Source organism: Polaromonas sp. AET17H-212 (assembly GCF_002379085.1).
GTDB lineage: Bacteria > Pseudomonadota > Gammaproteobacteria > Burkholderiales > Burkholderiaceae_C > Polaromonas.
In genome coordinates this window covers 1-19383 of the sequence record NZ_NBZW01000049.1, presented here as the reverse complement: position 1 = coordinate 19383, position 19383 = coordinate 1, and the positions used below count along the sequence as shown (strand labels likewise).

Sequence of the window (19383 nt, the reverse complement as noted above, 5' to 3'; positions counted from 1 at the left end):
CCGCAGGAAGCCGCACCCAAACTGGTGGAAGCCCCGCCACCGCCGCCCCCTGCACCGGACGTGGACATCGCGCTGGAGCGCGAGAAAAAACGCAAGCTCGAACTCAAGAAGAAGGAAGCCGAGCTGGCCAAGGCCAAAGCCGAGCAGGACCGGCTTAAAGAGCTTCAGGCCAAAAAGGAAAAAGAGCAGAAGCTCAAGGAAGACCTGGCCAAACGCAAGGCCGAGGAAGCGAAGAAACTCGAAGCGAAAAAAGCCGACGACAAGAAGCTGGACGCGAAAGAGGCCGAGAAGAAAAAACTGGCCGACGCCGCAGCGGAAAAGCAGCGCCAGGACAACATCAAGCGGGCCATGGGCCTGGCCGGCGCCACCGGCAGCGCCGACGCCAAGGGGGCGGCTCAAAAAGCCAGCGGCCCGTCAGCCAGCTACGGCGGCAAGGTGCGCGCCAAGGTCAAACCCAACATCGTCTTCACCGAGGACATCTCTGGCAACCCGACCGCCGAGGTGGAGGTGCGCACCGCGCTGGACGGCAGCATCATCAGCCAGCGCCTGATCAAGTCCAGCGGCAACAAAGCCTGGGACGACGCGGTGATCAAGGCCATCATCCGTACCGAAACCATGCCGCGTGATGTGGATGGCCGGGTGCCGACGCCGATGATTCTGGAATTCCGGCCCAAGGACTGAGCACCGCGCACAGCGAGCATCAAACGCTATCAATAAGATAGCTATCGGCGCAATCAGGGCAAGGGCTGGAACCCTTATTTACTCATAAACTATTCTAGCCAGCCCCTGGTCGGCCTGGGCCATCCAGCTGGCCAGCGCCGCATCGGTCGGGAAAAATTTCGCGGCTTCTCCAAGCTGCAACTCAGCCACCACGCTGTCGCGCTTGAGGCTCAGGCGTACCGGCAGGCCGCGGCTGACCTCGCCCTGCTCCGACATTTCCTTGCGCGGCGGAAAGTCCCGCACGATGCGCTGCACGTCCGGTGCCGTGCCGTTGACGGCCACGCGCAGGTACTTGCCGAAGCGGCAGCGCGCCGACTCCAGGCTCCAGACCTGCGTCACCTTGAAACGGCGGCCGAAACGCTCCGACGCCGGCTGCAGCGTACCCTGCACGATCACCAGTTCGTCGTCCTTGAGCAGGTTGCGGTTGGCGTTGAAGGTCGCCTCGTCCACCGAGGCTTCCAGCGTGTCGGTCTTGTCGTCGAGTTTGAAAATGATCAGCTTGCCGCGGTTGCCGTTGATGACACGCAGGTCGCTGACGATGGCCGCCAGCAGGGTCTGGTCGCGCGAGTCGATCAGGTCGTCGATCTTGCGTTTGACAAACTGCCGCACCTCGGTCTCGACCTCGTCGAACAAATGCCCGGACAGATAAAACCCGATGGCAGTTTTTTCCAGCACCAGCCGCGCTTTCACGCCAAAAGGCACGGCCGCCACCAGCGGCGGCTCCTGCGTGCTGGCCGCATGCGAGTCCATGTCGAACAGGCCGCCCTGGTTGACGTTGGCCTCGGCCTGGGCGGCAAATTCGAAGGCCCGGTCCACCGAGGCCAGCAGCGAGGCGCGGTTGAGCTGCAGGTTGTCAAAAGCACCTGCCTTGATCAGGGCTTCGACCGTGCGTTTGTTCATCTTTGACTTGTCGACCCGCAGGCAGAAGTCGTACAGCGAGGTGAAGGGCCCGCCGGCCTCGCGCGCCGCGACGATGGCGGCAATCGCCTGCTGGCCCGTGCCCTTGACCGCGCCCAGGCCGTAACGAATGCTCTTGTCCGTGATGGGCTCGAAGCGGTAATGCCCGCGGTTGACATCAGGCGATTCGAAACTGATGCCCATCTTCTGCGCATCGCCGAAAAGAATCCTCAGCTTGTCGGTGTCGCCCATCTCCACCGTCATGTTGGCGCAGAAGAACTCGGCCGTGTAATGACGCTTGAGCCAGGCGGTGTGATAGGCCAGCAAGGCGTAAGCGGCCGAGTGCGACTTGTTGAAGCCGTAGCCCGCGAACTTCTCCATCAGGTCGAACACCTCGTCGGCCTTTTCCTGCGACAGGCCGTTGATACCGGCGCCCTTGCGGAAGATTTCCCGCTGCGATGCCATCTCCTTCTCGTCCTTCTTGCCCATCGCGCGGCGCAGCATGTCGGCGCCGCCCAGCGAGTAGCCGCCCAGGATCTGCGCGGTCTGCATCACCTGCTCCTGGTAGACCATGATGCCGTAGGTCTCCTCCAGGATGGGCTTGACGCGCGGGTCCGGGTACTCGGGCGTTTCCTTGCCCTGCTTGCGCGCGATGTAGGTCGGGATCAGGTCCATCGGACCCGGCCGGTACAACGCGTTCATCGCAATCAGGTCTTCCAGCCGGTTCGGGCGCGCGTCCTTGAGCATGCGCTGCATGCCGATACTTTCAAACTGGAACACGGCCTCGGTCTTGCCTTCGGCAAACAGCGCGTAGACGCGCTGGTCGTCGAGCGGCAGGTTCTCGAACTTGAAGTCCTTCTGCGCCGGATGCCGCTGCACGATGAACTCGCGCGCCAGCTCCAGGATGCTCAAGGTGGCCAGACCCAAAAAGTCGAACTTGACCAGGCCAATCGCCTCGACGTCGTTCTTGTCGAACTGGCTCACGGCCGAGGTGCTGCCGGGCTGCAGGTAGAGCGGGCAGAAATCGGTGAGTTTGCCCGGCGCAATCAGCACACCGCCGGCATGCATGCCGACGTTGCGTGTCAGGCCTTCGAGCTTGCGCGCGAGCTCGAGCAGCGTGCGCACGTCTTCTTCCTTGGCCTCGCGTTCGGCCAGCACCGGTTCGGCCTCCAGCGCGTAGACCATCTTGTCGTTTTTCTTGCGGTCGGCCGGCACCAGTTGCAGGGTCACGGCCTGGCCGGGTTTGTTGGGCACCAGCTTGGAGATGCCGTCGCAAAAGCCGTAGGAAAAATCGAGCACCCGGCCGACGTCGCGGATCGCCGCGCGCGCCGCCATGGTGCCGAAGGTCACGATCTGGCTGACCGCCGCGTGGCCGTACTTGTCCTTCACATAGTCGATCACGCGGTCGCGGTTGGTCTGGCAGAAGTCGATGTCGAAGTCGGGCATGGACACCCGCTCGGGGTTCAGGAAACGCTCGAACAGCAGGTTGTACTGCAACGGGTCCAGGTCGGTGATCTTCAGCGAATACGCGACGAGGGAGCCGGCCCCGGAGCCGCGACCCGGCCCGACCGGGCAGCCATTGTTCTTGGCCCAGTTGATGAAGTCGCCCACGATCAGGAAGTAGCCGGGGAAACCCATCTTCAGGATGGTATTGATCTCGAACTCCAGCCGCTCCACGTATTGCGGCCGCTTGACGTCGCGTACCGCCTCAACCGGATACAGATGCGCGAGCCGTTCTTCCAGCCCTTGAAACGAGGCATAACGGAAATACTCGTCGGGCGACATGCGCACACCGTCGACCTCGGGCGTCGGGTACTCGGGCAGCATGGGCTTGCCGAGGTCGAGCTTGAGGTTGCAGCGTTTGGCGATTTCCAGCGTGTTGGCCAGCGCCGAAGGCAGGTCGGCAAACAGCTCGGCCATCTGCGCCGAGGACTTGAAATACTGCTCGCGCGTGAACTTGCGCACGCGCCGCGCATTGCCAAGAATCTCGCCTTCGGCAATACAGACACGCGCTTCATGGGCCTCGTAATCCTCGTAACCCAGAAATTGCACCGGATGGGTTGCCACCACCGGCAGCTTGAGCCGGGCGGCCAGTTGCACCGCCGCCGCTACATGCTGCTCGTCGTCGGCGCGTTGCGCGCGCTGCAGCTCCAGGTAAAAACGGTGCGGGAACAGGCCCGCGAAATGCAGCGCACATTCGAGCGCACGCGGGCCATCGCCCTGCACCAGCGCCTGCCCCACCGCGCCGCCCTGCGCACCCGACAGCGCAATCAGGCCCTCGCCGAGCTCCTGCAGCCATTCCAGGCTGATGATGGCCTGGTCGCGCACCACACCCCGCGTCCAGGCGCGGGTCAGCAGCTCCGACAGGTTCAGGTAGCCCTGGCGGTTTTGCACCAGCAGCAGCAGCCGCGCCGGCGCCGCACCCGCTTCCTTGCCCGGCACCTGCACCCACACGTCCGCACCAATCAGCGGCTTGACCCCGGCGCCACGCGTTTCCTTGTAGAACTTGACCGTGCCGAACAGGTTGCCCAGATCGGTGATGGCCAGCGCGGGCTGGCGGTCGGCCGCTGCGGCGGCCACGATTTCATCGATGCGGTTGGTGCCATCGACGACTGAAAACTCGGTGTGGATACGTAAATGGACAAACATGGCTTCATTTTAGGGCTCGGGTCCGCGCACGGCCGCCCTCCCCGCTGCCTACAATGACCCGATCATGCGCATCCTGAACATTGCCGCCTACAAGTTTGTGACCCTCGAAGACCTGTCCGGGCTGCAGGCCAACGTGTTGGAAGCCCTGCAGAGCCGCGCCATCAAAGGCACGGTGCTGCTGGCAGAGGAAGGCATCAACCTGTTCCTGGCCGCCCCGCGCGCCGATATTCATGATTTTTTGGCATGGTTGCGGCACGATGCCCGCTTCCACGACCTGGAGGTCAAGGAAAGCTGGTCCCATGCCCAGCCTTTTCGCAAGCTGCTGGTCCGGATCAAGCCCGAAATCATCCGCATGAACCACCCGGCCATCCAGCCTGCGGCCGGCCGCGCCCCGGCGGTGGATGCTGCAACACTCAAACGCTGGCTGGATGCGGGCCACGACGATGAGGGGCGGCCCGTCGTGACCCTGGACACCCGCAATGCCTTTGAGGTCGATGTGGGCACCTTCCGGGGTGCGATCGACTGGCGCATCGACAAGTTCACCGAGTTCCCGCAGGCCCTGCTGGCGCACCGGGACGAGCTCGAAGGCAAAACCGTCGTGAGTTTCTGCACCGGCGGCATACGCTGCGAAAAAGCCGCCATCTTCATGCGCGAGGCGGGTGTCAGCCATGTCTTCCAGCTCGACGGCGGCATTCTGAAATATTTTGAAGAAACCGGCCACGCGCATTTTGACGGCGCCTGTTTTGTCTTTGATGCGCGGCGCGCGCTGGACCCGGCCCTCCAGCCCCGCGTCAATGTCGGGGCATCGTCTGACAAGCCGGTCGCCGAAGTTATGGGAAGCTGAAGCGGCTTTCGCGCCCATCACCACGCACGGAACCGCCATGCCCACGCCCACCGCTGCCCGACGAACTGCCGCAGGGATCTCCGGGCTGTTGCTGCGCTTTGAACAGGTCCGCAGCCAGACCGAACGGCTCGTCCAGCCCCTGAGCGCCGAGGATTGCCAGTCGCAGTCCATGCCCGACGCCAGCCCCGCCAAATGGCATCTGGCCCACCTGACCTGGTTTTTCGAAACCTTTGTCCTTGAGCGTTTTGAAAAGGACTTCCGGCCTTTCGATGCCAGCTTCAGGGTGCTGTTCAACAGCTATTACAACGGCGTTGGCGACCAGTACCCGCGGCTGCAACGCGGCCTGATCAGCCGGCCGACCCTGCAGCAGGTGCTGGCCTACCGGGCCGCAGTGGACGAGCGCGTGCAAAACGTCATCCGGCAGACCCCGGCCGGTCCTGCCGAAAACGAACTGGTGCAACTGCTGACACTGGGCCTGCACCATGAGCAGCAGCACCAGGAACTGCTGCTGACCGACATCAAACACGCCCTGTCCTTCAACCCGGCGCGGCCAGCCTATGCCAGGCACTGGCCGCTGGCCGGCATCAGCCCGCAGCCGCTGCGCTGGATGGGCTTTGAAGGCGGCCTGCGGGAGCATGGCTTCGACCCCGCCATGGACGGCGCCTTTGCCTTTGACAACGAGACGCCGCGCCACAAGGTGTATGTGGCGCCGTTTGACATCGGCCACCGGCTGGTCACCAATGGCGAGATGATGGCTTTCATGGCGGACGGCGGTTACCGGCGGCCCGAACTGTGGCTGGCCATGGGCTGGGACTGGGTGCAGGGCCGCGAGGCGACGATGCCGCTGTACTGGCAGATGCCTGACACGCAGAACGGCCCGTATCGCAACTTCACGCTGCAGGGCCTGGTGCAGGTGGACCCGCACACCCCCGTCTGTCACCTCAGTTATTTCGAGGCCGACGCCTATGCACGCTGGGCCGGTGCGCGCCTGCCGACGGAGTTTGAATGGGAACTGGCCGCGCGCAGCGTGTCAGCCCCGCCTGGCCAGCGGGCCGAGGGCAACTTTGTCGAAGGTGGGGCCTACCACCCGATCCCGCTGCAGCAGCGCCGTACAGGCCAGCCGGCCCAGCTGTTTGGCGATGTTTGGGAGTGGTCACAGTCCAACTACAACCCCTATCCCGGCTACAAGCCGTGGGCGGGCCTGGTCGGCGAATACAACGGCAAATTCATGTGCCACCAGTTTGTGCTGCGCGGCGGCTCCTGCGCCACACCGCAAAGCCACGCGCGCGCCAGCTACCGCAACTTTTTTCCGCCCGAGGCGCAGTGGCAATTCAGCGGCCTGCGCCTGGCCCGCGACGCCGGATAAGGGCCAGCCCTTCCCCGGTGCAGCGTGTCAGTCGGGGATCAGCCTGCGCTCCGGCAGGGGAATCAGCTCCGCATCCCCCGGCACCTGGCCCATGGCCTGCCGCTCCCAGTCCTGTGCAGCCTGCCCAATCCGCTCCTTGCGGCTGGACACGAAGTTCCACCAGATGAAGCGGTGGCCATCGAGCGCATCGCCGCCTATCACCATCAGCCGCACCGCGTCGCCGGCCGAAATCGATGCCGCCGCGCCCGGCGCCAGCACGACCAGCGTGTGCGCTGCCACCGGTTCGCCGTCCACCACCACAGCGCCGTCCACGGTATACAGCGCCAGCTCCTCGGCCAGTGGCGGCAGCTCGAACACCGCGCCGGCAGCGAGCTGCACATCGAGATAAACCGTTGCCGAGAACGTCCTGACCGGCGAACGCTGGCCAAACGCGTCGCCGATCAACACGCGGACCTGCGCGCCGCCCAGCACCAGCGACGGAATGGCCGACGCAGGGGTGTGCACGAAATCCGGCGCGGCCTCTTCGTGCTCGCGCGGCAGGGCCGCCCACAGCTGGATGCCGTGGTTGACATAGGTGCTCGCCTTGAGCTCCTGCGGCGCACGCTCGGAATGCACAATGCCGCGTCCGGCCGTCATCCAGTTAATGGCGCCAGGCTCGATGAGCTGGCTGAAGCCCAGGCTGTCGCGGTGCATGATGGCCCCGTCAAACAGGTAGGTCACCGTCGCCAGGCCGATGTGCGGATGTGGCCTCACGTCGTGCGAGTCTCCCGGGGCCACCGTGACCGGGCCGAAATGGTCAAAAAACAGGAAGGGGCCCACTGCCTGCTGCTGCCCGGCCGGCAGCAGGCGGCGCACCCGGAAGCCGCCTCCCAAGTCTTTGTCGTGTCCGGTCAATGTCAGGTCAACAGGCATGGCGATGACTCCAGCGTGGTTTCGTGAAAGAGGGTCAGGAAGAGGGGTCAGGAGGGGGGCAGGAAGAGGTCAGGCGTGAAATTTTGCGGCCACATCGGCCACCCGCTGGCCGAACAGCCGGGCTGTCGCCAGGTCCCCCGCGGCCATCTCGCTGGCGCCGGCATCGGAAGGCGACTGCGCGATCGCCCCGCTGTAGGACACCAGGTAGTTGATGTCGTCGCGCTGGGCGGCCTTGCTGTTCGACGGCATCAGGCCCTGGCTGACCCAGACCATGCCGTGCTGCATCGCCAGCGTGAACAGCGTGGTGAGCGTGCCCTGCTTGTCGCCGTTCATGCCCGCGCTGTTGGTGAAGCCGGCGGCGAGCTTGTCCTTCCACTCCTGGCTGAACCAGGGTTTGGAGGACGCATCGGCAAACTTCTTGAACTGCCAGCTCACGCTGCCCATGTAGGTCGGCGAGCCGAAGATGATGGCGCCGGCAGCCTTGAGCTGCTCCCAGCCACCTTCGGGAAGGTTGCCGTCGGCGTCGATGGCCAGCAGATCGGCGCCAGCGCCTTCAGCCACCGCCTGCGCCATGCGCTGGGTGTGCCCGTAACCGGAGTGGTAAACAACGACGACGTTGGTCATGGTGTGTTGTCCTTGAGTTCGTAAAAGGAAAAGGAAAAAAGAGGAAGAAGAAGAGGAAAGAGAAAAGAAGGAAACACGCAGGCCGGCCCTGGAGCCGGCCTGCGGGAAGCAGGCCGTGGCCTGCTTCGATCAGCCCTTCAGCTTGCCGTCCACGCTCCAGGCACCACCACCCCAGGCGGCGATGGTCAGCAGGCCACCAACCACGGCGATGTTCTTGAAGAAGGCCTGCGACTGAGCAGGGTCGGCCCAGAAAGCGTGGAAGATGAAGGTGATGACCGCGGTGAACACGGCAATGCCCAGCGCCGCCCAGCGGGTCTGCAAGCCGATCAGCAGCAGCAGGCCCAGGCCCAGCTCAACCGCGATGGCGATCGCTGCAGCCACCTCCGGAAGGGGGACACCCTTGGAGGCGATGTAGCCTGCCGTTCCGGTGAATCCGCCAATCTTGCTGAAGCCGGCCGGAACAAACAGCAGGGCAATCAGGACGCGGCCAAGAAGGGAAAGCGGGTTTTGCAGTGAGTTGAGCATGGTGAGTCCTTTTTGTTGAGAGTGATGAAAGAAAAATGATGAACCGAGGCATCCGGCACCGCAAGTGCCGGATGCCTCGGTTCAGGCGGCGAGATCAAATACGAGTACCTCGGCCTCCTTGCCATCGGCAAGCAGCAGCCGGCTTTCGGCCTCCAGCATGAGCGCGTCGCCCGCCTTCAGAGGCTGGCCATTGGCCCGGAGTTCCCCGCGCACCAGGTGCACATAGGTCCTGCGTTGCGGGTTCAGCGCCATGTCGGCCGTCTCGTTGCCGTCGAAAAGGCCCGCATAAACGCGGGCGTCCGCATGAATCGTCACGGAGCCCTGCGCGCCGTCGGGCGATGCCACCAGCCGCAGCGCGCCGCGCTTGTCGCTGTCGGGAAAGCTTTTCTGCTCGTAGCTGGGCGGGATGCCGGTGACATTGGGCTCAATCCAGATCTGCAGGAAATGCGTGGTCTGGCCTTCGGCATGGTTGAATTCACTGTGCTGCACACCGGTGCCCGCGCTCATGCGCTGCACGTCGCCGGGCGGAATGCCCTTGACGTTGCCCATGCTGTCCTTGTGCGCCAGCTCGCCGCTGAGCACATAACTGATGATTTCCATGTCCCGGTGGCCATGTGTGCCGAAGCCCTTGCCGGCAGCGATCCTGTCTTCATTGATGACGCGCAGGTTGCCAAAACCCATGTGGGCCGGATCGTAATAACCGGCAAACGAGAAGGAATGGAAGGACTTGAGCCAGCCGTGGTCGGCGTAGCCGCGCTCACTGGAAAGTCGGGGGGTCATCATGGAAAGCTCCTTTCAGGGTGCATGTGCAATGCGTTTGCAATACCTCCAATGTAGGGGCCGGCGCGGCCCTGGCCATTGCGGTTATTTGATGGCATCATTCAAATTATTTGAACTTCCAGCCTATCAATGAACAACCGCGTGCGCGATGCGCTGACCCCCGAAACTATCGGCCTGATCGGTACCGTGCACCGCACCGGCAGCATGGCGGCGGCCGCACGCGAGCTCGGCGTGGTGCCCAGCGCGCTGACCTACCGCATCCGCCAGGTGGAAGATGCGCTGGACGTGCTGCTGTTCGACCGCTCCTCCCGGCAGGCCAAACTGACCGAGGCGGGCAAGGAGCTGCTGCGCGAAGGCACGCGCCTGCTGGCCGAACTCGACGCTGTGGCCAACCGTGTCAAACGCGTAGCCACCGGCTGGGAGCCCCAGTTGACGCTGGCGGTGGACAGCGTGATCTCGCGCACCACCGTGATGGAGTTGTGCGAGGCCTTTTTTGCGCTGAACCCGCCCACCCGCCTGCGGTTAAGGGAGGAAGCCCTGTCCGGCACACTGGAAGCCCTCACCTCGGGCCAGGCCGATCTGGCCATCGGTGTGGCCATCGAACCGGGCCTGCACAAGTCGGTGCAGGGCAAGCCGCTGGGCAGCATCCACTTCATCTACGCCGTCGCGCCGCACCATCCGCTGGCACAGGCCCCCGAGCCCATCACCGACGCGATGCTGATGCCGCACCGGGCGGTCGCGGTCGCCGACTCGGTGCAGCGGGGAAGCGGCGTCTCGGTCGGGCTGTTGGGCGGCCAGGATATCTTCACCGTGCCGGGCATGCAGGAAAAACTCGATGCGCAGTTGCGCGGCCTGGGCGGCGGCTTTCTGCCCGAATACCTCGCGCGGCCCCACATCGTCACCGGCAGGCTGGTGGAAAAACGCGTGCAGCGGGCAGAACGCCACATCCCCGTCAGTTATGCCTGGCGCCGCGTGACCAGCGGCAGCGAGGGCCGCGCGCTGCAGTGGTGGCTCAAGCAGCTGGACAGCCCCGCGACGCGAAAAGCCCTGCTGGAGCGCGACCATGCTGTGTAAAACCCTGACCCGCGCCGAATGTCCGGTCGGCCGGCCGCGCCAGCGTGTAGAGTGTGACCATGATTTCCTTTGATGTTTGCGCTGTGCTGCCAAAATCCGGGAAAGCCTGCCGACCAGACCTGCAGGCCAACCGCCTCTTTCACCCCGCCATAAAAAGTACAAAGACATGACCAAAAAATCCCGTTCCCGTTCTGCTTCCCCCGCCACGCCGATGCCACGTCATATCGCTGTGGTTGGCGCGGGCATGGCCGGCATCGCCTGCGCCCGCACGCTGATGCAGGCGGGCCACCGCGTGACGGTGTTTGAAAAAAGCCGCGGCCCGGGTGGGCGCATGGCCACGCGCAACACGGAATTTGGCGGTTTTGACCACGGCACGCAGTACTTCACCGTGCGTGACACGCGCTTCGAAAAGGCGCTGGGCACCAGCCCCGGCGTGGTGCGGCCCTGGAGCGCCAACACCGTGCGGATCCTCGACGAGGCCGGCCGGGTCGTGGCGTCCGCACCGCCGCCCAGGGAAGCCCACTGGGTGGCGACACCGGGCATGAGCGCGCTGCTCAAGCAGTGGGCCCAGCCGCTGGCTGCGGACGGCTCGCTGACGCTGGAGACCCAGGTCATCCGGATGGAACGCGACAAGCTGCACCCCGAGCGCTGGCAGCTGCAGACCGAAGGACCGGGCGCCAGCAGCCTGGTGTATTCTGGCTTCGACGCCGTGGTGCTGGCCGTGCCCGCTCCGCAGGCCCATGCCCTGCTGCTCAGCTCCCAGCAGGGCAAGGCCCTGATGCCGGCCCTCGCCGGTGTCGCCATTGCGCCCTGCTGGACCCTGATGCTGGCTTTTCCGCAAGGGCAGCAGCCGACGCTGCCGCACCTGGGGCCGCAGTGGAATGCGGCGCGCAGCACCCACCACCGCATTGCCTGGCTGGCGCGCGAATCATCCAAGCCGGGGCGCAGCCCCATCGAACGCTGGACCGTGCAGGCCAGCCCGGACTGGTCCACGCGGCACCTGGAAGACGACGACGAGCGCATCAAGGCCAAGCTGCTCAGGGCCTTCACCGAGGTCACCGGCATACGCGCCGAGCCGCCGCATGCAGAGGTGCACCGCTGGCGTTATGCGCAAACCACAGAACCGCTGGGCCAGACCCACCTGTGGGATGCGAAATCACGCATCGGCAGCTGCGGCGACTGGTGCGTCGGCCACCGGGCGGAAGACGCGTTTGTCTCCGGCCTGGAAATGGCTCTGGCCATTTGTTAGCCCCCACGGTTGCTCACTGCGTGTAGCGCCCTGCCCCCCGAGGGGGCCGCTGCGCCTGCGGTCTGGCAAAGCCAGTCCCGCGGCCCCTGCTTGAAGGGAAAAATACATTGCAAACTTCGGTCAACGGTCTTCCCGCTCGCTATATCGGTCGATTTGCCCCATCTCCGACGGGTCCGCTGCACGCCGGGTCACTCGTCGCCGCGCTGGCGAGCTGGCTTGATGCGCGGGCGCAGGGTGGTCAATGGCTGGTGCGTATCGAGGACATCGACACACCACGCTGCGTACCCGGCGCCGACGCCCTGATCCTGCAGCAACTGGCCGCCTGCGGACTGCGGCCGGATGCGCCGCCGCTGTACCAGTCACAGCGCAGCAGCCACTACCAGGCCGCCCTGGACCAGCTGATCGCCGCCCAACTCGCCTACCCCTGCGCCTGCACCCGGCAGGACATTACACGGACACTGGAGGCCCGTGGCATGCCGCGGCCACGCCACGGCGAACTGGTGTACCCCGGCACCTGCCGTCACGGCCTGCAGGGTCGCCCCGCACGGGCGTGGCGCTTCCTCACTGAAAATACAAAGCCAAATCGGCCTCCAGCCCTTATTACACGGCCGCAAGCAGCTCCTGATTCAGTAGCAGACCAGGTCCTCCACTGGCAGGACCGCCGGCTCGGCGCGCAGCAGCAGGACGTGGCGCAGGAGGTCGGCGACTTTGTGCTCAAGCGCGCCGACGGCCTGTGGGCCTACCAGCTCGCCGTGGTGGTGGACGACGGCGCGCAGGGCATCACCGACATCGTCCGCGGGGAAGACCTGGCCGACAACACGGCGCGGCAAATCCTGCTGCAGCGCGCGCTGGGCCTGCCCTTGCCGCGTTACCTGCACACGCCGCTGGTGCTCGGGGCCAACGGCGAGAAGCTGTCCAAGCAGAACGGGGCCCGGCCCCTGGACACCCACGCGCCCCTGGTTTGCCTGGAGGCCGCCGGCCGCGTGCTGGGGCTGCAGATCGCCGCGGCCAGCACCGGCGACTGGCTGGCGCACGCCGTGCCGCAGTGGGCCGCGCTGTACCCCGCCTGAAGGCGCTGCGGGTCGCGCGACCTGCGGGCGACCCGAGCGCCTAAAATCTGGGGGTGACTGAAACAACTCCCCCCAGCGACCCGACCCGCCCCGTGCCTGACGCCGTCTACCCTCCGCGCACCATCCGCAGCTTTGTCCGCCGCACCGGCCGCACCACCGCCGGCCAGGCCAAGGCCTTCACCGATGCCGGCCCGAAATTCCTGCTGCCCTATGCTGCAGCGCCGATGGACCTGGCGGCGGTGTTCGGGCGCGCAGCGCCCACTATCCTGGAGATCGGCTTCGGCATGGGTGAAGCCACGGCGCATATTGCGGCGCTGATGCCAGAGAAAAACTTCCTCTGCTGCGAAGTGCACACGCCCGGCGTCGGCGCCTTGCTCAAGCGCATTGGCGAGCAGGGCCTGAAAAACATCCGCATCCTGCAGCACGATGCGGTGGAGGTGCTGGACCACATGTTGCCCCCTGGCAGCCTGGACGGCGTGCACATTTTCTTCCCCGATCCGTGGCACAAGAAAAAACACAACAAGCGCCGGCTGATCCAGCCGCTGCTGGTTGCCAAACTCGCCGCCCGCCTCAAGCCGGGCGGCTACCTGCACTGCGCCACCGACTGGCAGCCCTACGCCGAGCAGATTCTCGAGGTGCTCCGCGCCGAACCCCTGCTGAAAAACACGGCAGACGACAGCCAGGGCGGTTATGCCCCCAAGCCCGCCTACCGGCCGCTCACCAAGTTCGAAAACCGCGGCATCAAGCTCGGGCATGGCGTCTGGGACGTGGTGTTCACGCGTGTCCAAGCCCCTTAAAACTGTAGAAGCCCAGGCCCCTACGGCCGCCGAGGCTCTCTCTTCACCGGCAGGGGCCGCGGATCTGGCTTTGCCAGCCCGCAGGCGCAGCGCCCCTCTTATTCGTGCAAGGGGCAGCGCATCGCCGAAGGCACGCGAAGCGACATGCGTGGGGGCAAATAAATTCGGCGGCCTGCTCACGCGCGAAGGTGTCGGCCCAAGCTGTGTCAGCCTGCCTGCCGGCCACTGGCCCACCATCACCGACTTTCTGGTCCAGCGTTTTCCTGACATTCCGCGTGCGATGTGGCTGGAACGCATGGCCGCTGGTGAGGTTGTCGATGAGTTCGGCGAGGCAGTCACGCCGGCGCGCGTCTACCGCGGCCACATGCGGCTGTATTACTATCGCACCCTGCCGGCGGAGACGCGCATTCCCTTTGACGAAGAACTGCTGTTCCAGGACGACCATCTGGTCGTGGTCGACAAGCCGCACTTTTTGCCGGTCACGCCATCGGGCCACTACCTGCAGGAGACCCTGCTGGTGCGCCTGAAAAACCGCTTGGGCATCGCGGGGCTCAGCCCCATCCACCGGATTGACCGCGAGACTGCCGGGCTGGTGCTGTTTTCAGTGCAAGCGCAGGAGCGCGCTGCCTACCAGGACCTGTTCCGTCAACGCGAGGTCAGCAAATGGTATGAAGCGATTGCGCCCTGGCGACCGGAGCTGACGTTTCCGCGCGTCTGTACCAGCCGCATCGTGGAAGGCCAGCCCTTTTTCCGCCAGGCCGAAGTGGCCGGCGTCGCCAACAGCGAAACCCGCATCGAATTGCTCGAAGTCAGCGGGCCACTGGCACGTTACGGCCTGAGCCCGGTCACCGGCAAGAAACACCAGCTGCGCGTGCACATGCATGCACTGGGCCTGCCCATCGTGAATGACCGGGTCTACCCACCGCTGGACCCCACCCCGGAAGACGACTACCGCTATCCTCTGCAACTGCTGGCCAAAAACATCGCCTTTGATGATCCGTTCACGGGCGAGCGCCGGCAGTTCAGTAGCAAGCGGCGGCTCGAGTTTCCCTGAGCACGGCGCGCTGACACTCTGCCGTGCCCGCTCTAGTCAAACAGGGGCCGCGGAACCGGCTTCGCCGGGCCGCAGGCGCAGTGGCCCCCTCGGGGGGCAGGGAGTTACGCGAAGCGAACGACCGTGGGGGCTAGATCTCTTTTGCCGTGATCTGGTACTTGAAGTCGTCCGGCGCGTAGGAGTCGAGACGCCCGCCCGCATCTTCTGCCACCGGGTACATGAAAAAGCCCAGCTTCTCGAGTTTCGAATTCGGCAGGGCAATGTCGTGGGCGGTGTTGTAGGCCATCCAGTTGCCTTCCCAGCCGCCGAACAGCGCCTTGTTGACCGGCGCCACCACCGGGTCGGTGGTGTTCTTGATCCAGTCGGCCGTTTCCAGACGCATCACCTTGGCCACGTCGGCCGGGTCCATCGCCACCCAGCCGTAACCCTTGAGGAACACTTCCGAACGGCAGTGCTGCGCGCCTTTGAGGCTGACCGGGTTGCCGCTGAGCTCCTTGTAGCCAAAGCTGGAGGGCACCAGGCGGATGCCGTACACGTCGCGCGCCGGAATGCCGACGGAGCGGCACAGGCCGACAAACAGCGCGTTCAGGTCGGCGCACTTGCCGCCCAGGTTGCCGGTTTCCAGCATGGTCTTGATGTCGCCTTCGCCGCAGCCGCGCACCTTGGGGTCACGGTAGGTGTTGGCCACGATCCAGTCGTAGAGCTTCTGCGTTTTTTCAACGTCGGTTCTTGCGCCGGCGATGGCTTTCTGCGCCGTCGCACGGACGATGCCGTCGGTGGGCAGGAACTTCGTCGGACGCGTGAAGTAGCGCAGCGTGTCGGCCTCTTCGCGCACCGCGGTTTTTTGGGACCAGTCGACCGCACGGCCCTGGGTTTGCACGCGGCTCGTCAGTTCGACAAAAGGCTGGGCCTGGCCCGCGGCAAATTCGGCGTACAGCATCTTGGCGCCGTCCACGCCATCGTCGGTCAGGTCGGTTTTGCCGTTGCTCGAAAAGCTGTTGCCCTGCGAGCGCTGGTAGTCGCTGTTGACCGATGGAATCGGCAGCCAGACCTTGGCGACGCCCTGGGGCTTGACGAGGTCGACCCGTGTCGTCACGTCAAAGGTGCGCCAGGCGCCGCTCTGGGGCGCGAAGAGGCGGCGGGGCGCAGCCTGGGCGAAACCGAGCGCAGGCCATGCGGTCGCCATGGCAACTGCGGCGGTATTTTTCAGGAAGGTACGGCGTACGGTGGTCATCAAAAGAACTCCGGAAGGTGGGTGGGCAGACGTGACCGGGCATGGGAAGGTGCACCGGGATGTCCATGCGGCGAAAAGCAGAAAGCCTGCGCCGAGGAGCAATTATGGCGGCGATCGTGGTGCCGGTCATGAAGGTGGAAAAGGCTCGGTTATATTTATCAGGCAACCTTCCTGGCGTCCCGCGCGCCATCAAAGTTGCAGACTCCCACGATAACGAAACATAAAAGCCGGAGACGATGGCATGGGCAAATCGGGCAAACAACCAGCGGGGCCGCAAGGCATCCTGCTACGCGGCACCGCCGGCCAGGGGCCGGCGGCGACACTGCAGGCGGTGCTGACGCGGCTGGAGGCACAGGACCTGGCGCACTGCGTGTGCTGCACGGAAGGCGCCGATGGCGCCGGCCACTTCATCCGGATCAGCCTCAGCGCGGAACAGGGCGAGGCCTGGGCCCCCGGCTACGACACACTCGCGCTGGCGCGCAGGCTGCAGCTGGAAACCGACGACGAACCGGCCGACCTGACCCGCGAGATCGTGGCAGCCATGCTGATGGGGCCGGTGGCCTTTGACTTCCCCAGCCTGGACGAACTGGCGTGCGCCGTCCGCATTCGCCACAACATCGCGCGGGCGGCCCGCAAGACCAGCCTGTCCTTTCACACCAGCCAGGCGGAACGGCCGGAGGACTGCTGGACCTACAGGGAGGACATCGGTTTTGTCATCCGGCCCGGCGTGTCGCTGATCGCCGCCCTGGCCAAGGCGACCCAGCCCGAGGTGTCCGGCACGCTGTATTCCTTCTCCTGTTACCGCGCCACCGAATACGTGATGCTGCTGGGCATTGCCGAGGAACTGGCGCATTGCAACCCCGCCCTGTATGCGCAATTGCAGACGCTCTGGACCGCCCGGCCCATCATGTCGGGCCAGTTTCATGATGTTTTTTTGCGCGAACAGGGATCGATGGAGGCGCCCCTGCCTCCGCATTATTTTGTGCCAGGCGACCGAACCTGGTTCCGCAATCCCGACGAAGCCTCGGCCGAGGCTTCGGGTTATGAAGGCTCCTGGGTGATTTACCTCGGCGGGGGCCAGTTCAGCAACTTCTGGAAACGCGAGAAGCCCTACACGCTGGCCGACAAATGTCTGGAAATCTACCAGTGGCGCAACGCGCTGTACCGGGACCCGGAAGGCGATGAACGCATCGATGAAGCCAAAGTCGAAACGCTGGTGGCGGCCACGCAACAGGATGAGCCCGCGCTTGAACGCATCCTGGCCCTCATGCAGCGCTACCGCGAACCGCGCGGCGTGTACCGCGACGGTGGCTGCCTGGACACCACGCGCGAGTTTGCGCGCTGGGTCTGCCCCGGCACCACCGACCTCGTCCTGCCACGGGAATGAGGCGGCTCAGCTCTTGAGCAGGGCCTCGATCCACTGGGTCGCGGCGGCGCCGGTCCAGTCAACCTCGCCCTGCACACGCTGGCGCGGCAGGCCCTGCCGGTCCACCAGCACCGTGGTGGGAAACACCTTGACGCCCCAGGCACGTGCCGTCTGGCCCTGCGGATCGAGCAGCACGGGCAGGCTCAGCCCGGTGCTGGTGGCGAACTGGATGGCACGTGTCGGGTGTTCCTTGAAATTGATGGCCAGTATCAGCAGCTTGTCGGAGCCATAGAAATCAGCGATTTGCTGCAGGGTCGGCATTTCCGCGCGGCAGGGCTCACACCAGCTGGCCCAGAAATTGAGCAGCACCGCACGGCCCCGGAGTTCGGACAGGCGCCAGGTCTTGCCCTGGGTGTCGACCGCCTGCAGCAGCGGGACAGCGCCCTGCCAGGGCGACACAGCGTAAGTGGCTTCGCCCGCGGCAAGGGCCTCCAGCCCCAGCAGCGACGTACCGGCCGCGCAGGCGACGCCCTGCAGAAAAAGACGCCTGGACGCCATCGGGTGTGAAAATGAAGGCATGGTCACGCCAAGCTTAGCAGGGCCTGATTAATGCAGTCCGGCGCAGGGCATCCGGGATGCGCAGACAATCAACCGGCACTCACCCCCTTGCCAGCAAAGCGAAACCGTCTTACAAAGGCAGGCCGTGCCCTGCAGTAAATTGCCTGAACCCACACCAGCACACGTTGAACCGATTTTGAACTTTCCCCTTCCCCACCCCGGGCTCGCCCTTGCGCCTGCGTCCCCGCAGTTCATCGACCGCTACAACGCGTCCGGCCATGGCCAGCCCGGCGCTGCGCGTGAGCTGGCGGACGGATTGCGCGCGGCCGCCGCGAGTGTGTCGCCCAAATATTTCTATAACGCCCTGGGCTCACAACTCTTTGAAGCCATCACCCTTCTCGACGAGTACTACCCGACACGCGCCGAGGCCGGCATTTTCGACGCGGTCCACGGCCAGATGGCGGCGGCGCTGTCCGGCGCCGGCATCGGCCGGCCCTGCCTGATCGACCTGGGTGCCGGCAGCTGCGCCAAAGCCATGCGGCTGATCCCGCACCTGCAGCCCGGGCAGTATGTGCCGGTGGACATTTCGGTGGACTTTCTGCGCGATGCGGCGGAACAGGTGCAAAACACCTATCCGGAGCTGGCCATTGTTGGCGTGGGCATGGATTTTTCGGCCGCGCTGGTGCTCCCGCCGCAGGTGCAGCGCCAGGACCGTGTGTTTTTCTACCCCGGCTCCAGCATCGGGAATTTTTCGCCGGACCAGGCGCTGGCGTTTTTGCAGCGTATCGCCGACCCGGCACAAGGCGCTGCACGCGGCCTGCTGCTCGGCATCGACCTGGTCAAGGACAAGGCCACGCTGGAAGCCGCCTACGACGACGCGCTGGGCGTCACCGCGGCCTTCAATAAAAACCTGCTGCGCCACGTCAACACGCTGTTGGGCGCCGACTTCGACCCGCGCCAATGGCGCCATGTCGCCCTGTTCAACGAGGCACAGTCGCGCATCGAGATGCACCTGGAGGCGCGCTGTGAACTGACCGTGCACTGGCCGGACGGCGAGCGACGTTTCGGGATGGGGGAGCGCATCCACACCGAGAGTTCATACAAATACACGCTGGACAGCATGTCGACGCTGCTGCGGCAGGCGGGCTTTTCGCAGATCAAACCCTGGACCGATGCGAAGGACTGGTTTGCGGTGTTCTGGGCGGCGGTTTAAGTCGATCCAAACCTGCTGCTATTTGATCCGGTCTCTCTCGTGGATTGCCCACAATCCGGATCACGCTGCCACTCGGGCTTGTCCTGGGCAGTAGGTCTGACTCCCCACTCCCACCCCTATCCCCTGCCCTCGCCCCGCTGGGCGATGGAGGGGGACTTCATTTGACCGCGTGTGCTGCACCCGCGTGCAAACATGAGGACCACTTGACGCCGCCATGACGCGCGAAGCACGTCATGGCTCCCCGCATTCGGTATTTGGTATTTGTCTTCGTTTCCCCACCCGTCGGGCTGGGCCGAGGAGCGCAGGCAAAAGCGGATCAGCAACTGTGTTCAAAGTCAAATCCATTTTGAGGTTTTTTCAAGCGTTGGCAAGCTGTGCACAACCGAAGGTGGCCTGCCACGGCCTGCCTGACTTGATGACCGCATTCAGGATGGTCAACAACTTGTGCATG

The 19383-nt window shown here is 64.9% G+C and carries 17 protein-coding genes; 10 read left to right on the top strand and 7 right to left on the bottom strand.

What is annotated here, in order from left to right; genetic code table 11:
- Positions 1–681 (top strand): cell envelope integrity protein TolA (gene tolA / locus B7G53_RS21735; protein WP_141396430.1); only part of this gene is annotated, 681 nt, incomplete at its 5' end.
- Positions 682–759: 78 nt separating this feature from the next.
- Here tolA and dnaE read toward each other — a convergent pair.
- The gene (gene dnaE / locus B7G53_RS21730) at positions 760–4266 is read right to left on the bottom strand and encodes a DNA polymerase III subunit alpha (RefSeq protein ID WP_096671641.1); all 3507 of its coding nucleotides are present in this window, start codon (positions 4264–4266) and stop codon (positions 760–762) included.
- A gap of 64 nt (positions 4267–4330) precedes the next feature.
- On the opposite strand from dnaE, the gene B7G53_RS21725 reads away from it, so the two are divergent.
- Both B7G53_RS21725 and egtB read left to right on the top strand, forming a co-directional pair.
- The gene (locus tag B7G53_RS21725) at positions 4331–5110 is read left to right on the top strand and encodes a sulfurtransferase (protein ID WP_096671639.1); all 780 of its coding nucleotides are present in this window, start codon (positions 4331–4333) and stop codon (positions 5108–5110) included.
- Positions 5111–5147: 37 nt separating this feature from the next.
- Entirely contained in the window at positions 5148–6476 is a 1329-nt protein-coding gene (gene egtB / locus B7G53_RS21720) for an ergothioneine biosynthesis protein EgtB (RefSeq protein ID WP_096671637.1), read from the top strand.
- A 27-nt stretch (positions 6477–6503) separates the two neighbouring features.
- On the opposite strand, the gene B7G53_RS21715 is transcribed toward egtB, so the two are convergent.
- The 4 genes from B7G53_RS21715 to B7G53_RS21700 all read right to left on the bottom strand — a co-directional run bounded on the left by B7G53_RS21715 (position 6504) and on the right by B7G53_RS21700 (position 9320).
- Positions 6504–7388: a pirin family protein gene (locus B7G53_RS21715; protein WP_096671635.1), complete on the bottom strand. Its 885-nt coding sequence runs from the start codon at positions 7386–7388 to the stop codon at positions 6504–6506.
- A gap of 69 nt (positions 7389–7457) precedes the next feature.
- A complete protein-coding gene (locus B7G53_RS21710) occupies positions 7458–8012 on the bottom strand; it encodes a flavodoxin family protein (RefSeq protein ID WP_096671633.1) in 555 nt (184 codons plus the stop codon).
- A 129-nt stretch (positions 8013–8141) separates the two neighbouring features.
- Positions 8142–8537 carry a DoxX family protein gene (locus tag B7G53_RS21705; protein WP_096671631.1) on the bottom strand — a complete coding sequence of 132 codons (396 nt, stop codon included), beginning with the start codon at positions 8535–8537 and terminating at the stop codon, positions 8142–8144.
- A gap of 81 nt (positions 8538–8618) precedes the next feature.
- Complete coding sequence (locus B7G53_RS21700; protein WP_096671629.1) at positions 8619–9320, bottom strand: pirin family protein; 702 nt, start codon at positions 9318–9320, stop codon at positions 8619–8621.
- A 126-nt stretch (positions 9321–9446) separates the two neighbouring features.
- On the opposite strand from B7G53_RS21700, the gene B7G53_RS21695 reads away from it, so the two are divergent.
- The 5 genes from B7G53_RS21695 to B7G53_RS21675 all read left to right on the top strand — a co-directional run bounded on the left by B7G53_RS21695 (position 9447) and on the right by B7G53_RS21675 (position 14561).
- The gene (locus B7G53_RS21695) at positions 9447–10391 is read left to right on the top strand and encodes a LysR family transcriptional regulator (protein ID WP_096671627.1); all 945 of its coding nucleotides are present in this window, start codon (positions 9447–9449) and stop codon (positions 10389–10391) included.
- Between the two features lie 166 nt (positions 10392–10557).
- Positions 10558–11640, top strand: a complete 1083-nt coding sequence (locus tag B7G53_RS21690) for an NAD(P)/FAD-dependent oxidoreductase (RefSeq protein WP_141396429.1) — start codon at positions 10558–10560, stop codon at positions 11638–11640.
- A gap of 107 nt (positions 11641–11747) precedes the next feature.
- Positions 11748–12710, top strand: a complete 963-nt coding sequence (gluQRS, locus tag B7G53_RS21685; RefSeq protein WP_096671625.1) for a tRNA glutamyl-Q(34) synthetase GluQRS — start codon at positions 11748–11750, stop codon at positions 12708–12710.
- A gap of 53 nt (positions 12711–12763) precedes the next feature.
- Positions 12764–13507, top strand: coding sequence for a tRNA (guanosine(46)-N7)-methyltransferase TrmB (gene trmB, locus B7G53_RS21680; protein ID WP_096671623.1), 744 nt, complete (start codon positions 12764–12766; stop codon positions 13505–13507).
- Positions 13508–13655: 148 nt separating this feature from the next.
- Positions 13656–14561: an RluA family pseudouridine synthase gene (locus B7G53_RS21675; protein WP_255250126.1), complete on the top strand. Its 906-nt coding sequence runs from the start codon at positions 13656–13658 to the stop codon at positions 14559–14561.
- A gap of 130 nt (positions 14562–14691) precedes the next feature.
- On the opposite strand, the gene B7G53_RS21670 is transcribed toward B7G53_RS21675, so the two are convergent.
- Entirely contained in the window at positions 14692–15795 is a 1104-nt protein-coding gene (locus B7G53_RS21670; protein ID WP_096671619.1) for a transglutaminase-like domain-containing protein, read from the bottom strand.
- A gap of 241 nt (positions 15796–16036) precedes the next feature.
- On the opposite strand from B7G53_RS21670, the gene B7G53_RS21665 reads away from it, so the two are divergent.
- Positions 16037–17182 carry a hypothetical protein gene (locus tag B7G53_RS21665; RefSeq protein WP_096671617.1) on the top strand — a complete coding sequence of 382 codons (1146 nt, stop codon included), beginning with the start codon at positions 16037–16039 and terminating at the stop codon, positions 17180–17182.
- 6 nt (positions 17183–17188) lie between these two features.
- On the opposite strand, the gene B7G53_RS21660 is transcribed toward B7G53_RS21665, so the two are convergent.
- Positions 17189–17740, bottom strand: a complete 552-nt coding sequence (locus B7G53_RS21660; RefSeq protein ID WP_096671615.1) for a TlpA family protein disulfide reductase — start codon at positions 17738–17740, stop codon at positions 17189–17191.
- Between the two features lie 175 nt (positions 17741–17915).
- On the opposite strand from B7G53_RS21660, the gene egtD reads away from it, so the two are divergent.
- Entirely contained in the window at positions 17916–18932 is a 1017-nt protein-coding gene (gene egtD / locus B7G53_RS21655) for an L-histidine N(alpha)-methyltransferase (protein ID WP_096671613.1), read from the top strand.
- Positions 18933–19383: the final 451 nt, after the last annotated feature.

Bases quoted from the DNA above. Each gene is read 5' to 3' on its own strand.
- B7G53_RS21725 (WP_096671639.1), top strand. From the start codon at position 4,331: ATGCGCATCCTGAACATTGCCGCCTACAAGTTTGTGACCCTCGAAGAC.
- B7G53_RS21700 (WP_096671629.1), bottom strand. From the start codon at position 9,320: ATGATGACCCCCCGACTTTCCAGTGAGCGCGGCTACGCCGACCACGGC.
- B7G53_RS21715 (WP_096671635.1), bottom strand. From the start codon at position 7,388: ATGCCTGTTGACCTGACATTGACCGGACACGACAAAGACTTGGGAGGC.
- B7G53_RS21670 (WP_096671619.1), bottom strand. From the start codon at position 15,795: ATGACCACCGTACGCCGTACCTTCCTGAAAAATACCGCCGCAGTTGCC.
- B7G53_RS21705 (WP_096671631.1), bottom strand. From the start codon at position 8,537: ATGCTCAACTCACTGCAAAACCCGCTTTCCCTTCTTGGCCGCGTCCTG.
- B7G53_RS21695 (WP_096671627.1), top strand. From the start codon at position 9,447: ATGAACAACCGCGTGCGCGATGCGCTGACCCCCGAAACTATCGGCCTG.
- B7G53_RS21690 (WP_141396429.1), top strand. From the start codon at position 10,558: ATGACCAAAAAATCCCGTTCCCGTTCTGCTTCCCCCGCCACGCCGATG.
- B7G53_RS21660 (WP_096671615.1), bottom strand. From the start codon at position 17,740: ATGCCTTCATTTTCACACCCGATGGCGTCCAGGCGTCTTTTTCTGCAG.
- B7G53_RS21710 (WP_096671633.1), bottom strand. From the start codon at position 8,012: ATGACCAACGTCGTCGTTGTTTACCACTCCGGTTACGGGCACACCCAG.
- B7G53_RS21665 (WP_096671617.1), top strand. From the start codon at position 16,037: ATGGGCAAATCGGGCAAACAACCAGCGGGGCCGCAAGGCATCCTGCTA.
- dnaE (WP_096671641.1), bottom strand. From the start codon at position 4,266: ATGTTTGTCCATTTACGTATCCACACCGAGTTTTCAGTCGTCGATGGC.
- egtB (WP_096671637.1), top strand. From the start codon at position 5,148: ATGCCCACGCCCACCGCTGCCCGACGAACTGCCGCAGGGATCTCCGGG.